The organism is Thalassospira sp. CA1 (genome assembly GCF_059052855.1).
Window position 1 is genome coordinate 1 of record NZ_JBZCIA010000020.1, and the last position, 4,259, is coordinate 4,259.

Sequence of the window (4,259 nt, forward strand, 5' to 3'; positions counted from 1 at the left end):
TTAGAAGTTCTGATCACAGCTAAATCATATAAATCGTGTTTCATAAGCTAATCTTTGCATGAGAACATGTTGATGTCCCTGTCAAGTCTAACCAAACCGTTACTGGATTTTATTAAAAATACTTATAGTAAGATAGATACCTATACTGGAGACGACAGAAACCAATTACAAAAGTTTGACATTTTGTTTTTCTGTCACGATGTCGACCGTGGTGTCACCCTAGGAAACAAGGCTTATTCACCTCTTATTGATAGCTTAAAAGACTATTTTGAGGGAAAAGGACTGAGATGCGCGACTATAGCTCATCCTTTCTCACGCCTGACACGCGAGCATGCGCATGGTTCACCTATATCGATAAACAAACCGTACTTGATTTCCAGAGTACTCACGAAATTTTCGCCACGCATGGCTCGCTCTCTGTCGCTAACCCCCACTGACCTCTACAAATCAATTCTGCAAAAAACGCGGGCAAAAATTGTAATATCTATAGATACTCGGAGGGACTTGTGTGTTGCAGCACACGATATGGAAATTTTTTCCCTCGAATTATTACATGGCGTATCTCACACCTGCCTACCCGCCGGCTGGGACGTCGCAACGTCAAAAGAGCTACCTAACGGCATCCTATCTTTAAGCCCGCAGTCCTCACTTCTATTTTCCAACCAGACTTCTCCTCAGATAGAAGTAAAAACTATCCCACATCCGTTCCTTAGACGCTTTACTCCTGCACGCTTATCATGTCTTCCAAAAGAATGGGCGCTCCCCCGGACAGATCGAAAGAAGTTCCAGAAAGAGATACTCATCACCCTAATGTGGGGATATGCCGGAGACCATGGTCCCAATTCGCCGTTTGACGGGATTCTTGCTAACGGCTTGTTCCCAGAGGATTTGTCTTGGGTCATAGCAAATAGACAGGACATATTCTGGCGATTTCGATTGCATCCGGTTCAATTGCGTGACTCCAAGTATGCTAAGCTGCGTCAGTTCACACGGAATTATGTTGCTTGCCACCCCAACACAGAGTGGGAGCAATCTTCGACACTTCCGCTGCCAAGTGTAGCATTACACTGTGCTGGTAATATCTCTATGGCTTCGAGCGCTTGCTATGATGCGGCGGCAATGGGGCTAAAATCTCTGATGCTGTGCCCCACGCTACAGAATGGCGGCACTAACGAATTACTATTCGAAGATTTACTTCATGAAGGTTATATCGAGAAACGCACTTCGTCGAAGAAACTGATATCGGATTGGGTCGACAACGCGAAAAAAACAGAACCAAGGTTGCTTAATATAGAAGACGACGCAGCATGGGATGAAGCCACAAGCTGGATACTAAAAGCCGGGAGACTATCCCAAACCAAACAACAAACGGGTTAACTTTGTGAATATCGGTATACTAGACACAGGAATGGGCAACATCGGTTCAATCCAACGGATGATCTCAAAAGTTGGTGGAAAATCGACATTTCTGTCATCAAAAAAAGAATTGTTTAGTGCTTCAAAAATCATTTTGCCAGGTGTCGGACACTTCGACGAAGGAATGCGCTCACTTGCCAGATGCGGGTTAGTAGAACCTTTGATGAGCGCGGCACGATCAGGAACTCCAATTTTTGGCATCTGCTTGGGAATGCAGTTACTATGCAAAACAAGCGAAGAAGGAGACGAAAGAGGCCTTGGACTAGTAGACGGTAACGTTAAAAAATTTAATTTTTCAGACGAGACCCATCTGAAGATTCCTCATATGGGATGGAACAATGTAACTATTGCACGCCCCAATTCGCTTATACTGGCGGAAGAACGTGATTTAAGATTCTATTTTGTTCATTCATATTATGTAGAGCTAGATGATCCGAGCCTCGCGATTGCGACAGCTTCTCACGGTCGCGAATTTTGTGCTGCTTTTCAAAAAGACGCGATATTTGGTGCGCAGTTTCACCCCGAAAAGAGCCACAAGTTCGGCATGGCGCTCATGAAACGGTTTTGGGAAATTTAGACTATGTTGCGTAACAGAGTCATTCCGGCACTTCTGCTGCAGAATGAAGGACTAGTTAAAACAACTAAATTTAAGAACCCCAAGTATGTCGGCGACCCTATCAATGCAATTCGCATATTCAACGACAAGGAAGTCGATGAATTAATGGTGCTTGATATAGCGGCAAGCCAAACAGGTTCTGAACCAAACTATCAGCTCATTGAGGAGCTGGCTGGCGAGTGCTTTATGCCGCTGGCTTATGGAGGCGGGATCTCAACAGTGGAGCAGGCTGGTCGAATTTTTGCGTGTGGCGTTGAGAAGATTTGCGTGCAGACAGCCGCTTTACAAAATCCACAATTAATAGGTGATTTGGCCCAAAAGTTCGGAACCCAAAGCATCGTATTGTCAGTCGATATAAAAAAGAACTGGTTCAACAAACCAAAGCTTTTCAAAGCTGCTGAGCGGAAGATCGTTGACTCTGATTGGATAGCATACCTACAACAACAAGTTGGAGCGGGTGCAGGAGAGATATTACTTAATTCGGTTGATAAAGATGGGACACTATCTGGTCCAGACTTGGATTTAATTAGTACAGCAAGCAAGGCGATAAAGGTGCCTTTGACTGCAGTAGGGGGTATCTCAAGCTTGGACGACATCAAAGCCGCTGTAAGAGCAGGTGCAAGCGCCGTGGCAGCCGGGTCTTTCTTCGTGTTTCACGGCCCACACAAAGCTGTTCTGATCACATACCCACAATATCAAGATCTTGAGAAGCTTTTTGAAGGACATGATGGATAAGTTGATGATTTCACAAAACCACAGAGAATATCAACAATGCACTCGGTGCGTTATGGACACCAGTGACCCTGAAATCATATTCAACAACCAAGGCGAATGCAATCACTGCGTCGAGTTCTTTGAACATACTTCAAAAAACTGGTTCCCTAATGCGGAAGGTCAACAAATACTAGATCGCTTTATTGAAACAGTTAAAACCACAACTAAGAACAGTCAATACAACTGTATACTTGGGCTCAGCGGGGGTGTAGACAGCTCATATCTAGCCTTGAAGGTCAATGAAATGGGCCTCCGCCCTCTTGTCGTCCATATTGATGCAGGCTGGAATAGCGAGTTAGCAGTTGCCAATATTGAAGCAGTAGTGAAATACTGCAATTATGATCTTTACACCCACGTGGTAAATTGGGAAGAGATGCGCGATCTCCAACTAGCGTATTTACGCTCGGGTATTGCTAATCAAGACGTACCACAAGACCACGTTTTCTTTGCTATGCTTTATCACATCGCAAATAGCCAAGGCATTAGATATGTTTTTTCTGGTGGAAATCTAGCAACGGAAAGTATCTTCCCTAACTCTTGGCACGGAAGTGCGATGGATTCCATTAACCTCAGATCAATACACAAAAAATTTGGAAAGAGAAAACTTAGGGACTACCGCACAATTAGCTTCTTTGAATATTATTTTTGGTATCCATTAGTTAAGAAAATGCGGACAATACGCCCACTTGACTACATGCCCTACGTTAAAGCTGATGCATTACGAGAACTAGAAGAAAAAGTCGGCTACAAAGCTTACGCAGGAAAACATGGTGAATCACAGTTTACCAAATTTTTTCAGAATTATTATCTGCCGAACAAATTTGGATACGATAAACGTCGCCCACACCTGTCCAGCATGATTGTCTCTAAACAAATAACCAGAGAAGAGGCGCTACGTATCCTGGACATTCCTCTGTACAGTGAAGATGAATTGGAAATGGACATCACCTATTTTTGTAAAAAGCTACGTATTTCGCGACAAGAATTCAATGACATAATGAAGCAAGAAAATCGGCACCACACGTCATTTCCTAACTGGAACAAATACTACATACCAATGAAGGCCGCACAACAATTAATTTCAAAAGTGATAGGAAAGCAAATAAAAATTCATTGAAATAGTCTTCACACACGAAACTACAATTTGACCTCGCCACAATCGGCGTAAACAGTACAAATCTTTTTGACCAAAAAACTGCATAGAAAAACAAAGTTGTGAGAATTCATGAAAAATATTGTTCGCGTACGCAGCGACTTTTTCTCTGTTCCCGAGCAAAAACTGCATAATTTCTTGTGCGGAGTGGCTATGTCCGCACCATTTTATGCCGACTTTATTTCGTGGAATTTACTCTACATATTGATACTTCCTATTTCTCTATACTCTTTAATATCAAACAAAAATAATTCGTTTTTTTCACGAAATATTATACCATTTTATCTGATATTTCTTCTT

General features: G+C 42.7%; 4 protein-coding genes. All 4 read left to right on the forward strand.

Annotated elements, in window-relative coordinates:
- Positions 1 to 72: 72 nt before the first annotated feature.
- From AC5Q5A_RS19660 to AC5Q5A_RS19675, 4 genes are read left to right on the forward strand one after another with little or no spacing between them, the layout of a single operon-like run.
- On the forward strand, positions 73 to 1,377 hold the full coding sequence (locus tag AC5Q5A_RS19660; protein ID WP_493896346.1) for a hypothetical protein: 1,305 nt from the start codon (positions 73 to 75) through the stop codon (positions 1,375 to 1,377).
- A 4-nt stretch (positions 1,378 to 1,381) separates the two neighbouring features.
- Positions 1,382 to 1,993 (forward strand): imidazole glycerol phosphate synthase subunit HisH, encoded by a 612-nt coding sequence (gene hisH / locus AC5Q5A_RS19665; protein WP_493896347.1) that lies wholly within the window; start codon positions 1,382 to 1,384, stop codon positions 1,991 to 1,993.
- Positions 1,994 to 1,996: 3 nt separating this feature from the next.
- Entirely contained in the window at positions 1,997 to 2,767 is a 771-nt protein-coding gene (locus AC5Q5A_RS19670; protein ID WP_493896348.1) for an AglZ/HisF2 family acetamidino modification protein, read from the forward strand.
- 4 nt (positions 2,768 to 2,771) lie between these two features.
- Positions 2,772 to 3,923 carry an N-acetyl sugar amidotransferase gene (locus AC5Q5A_RS19675; RefSeq protein WP_493896349.1) on the forward strand — a complete coding sequence of 384 codons (1,152 nt, stop codon included), beginning with the start codon at positions 2,772 to 2,774 and terminating at the stop codon, positions 3,921 to 3,923.
- Positions 3,924 to 4,259: the final 336 nt, after the last annotated feature.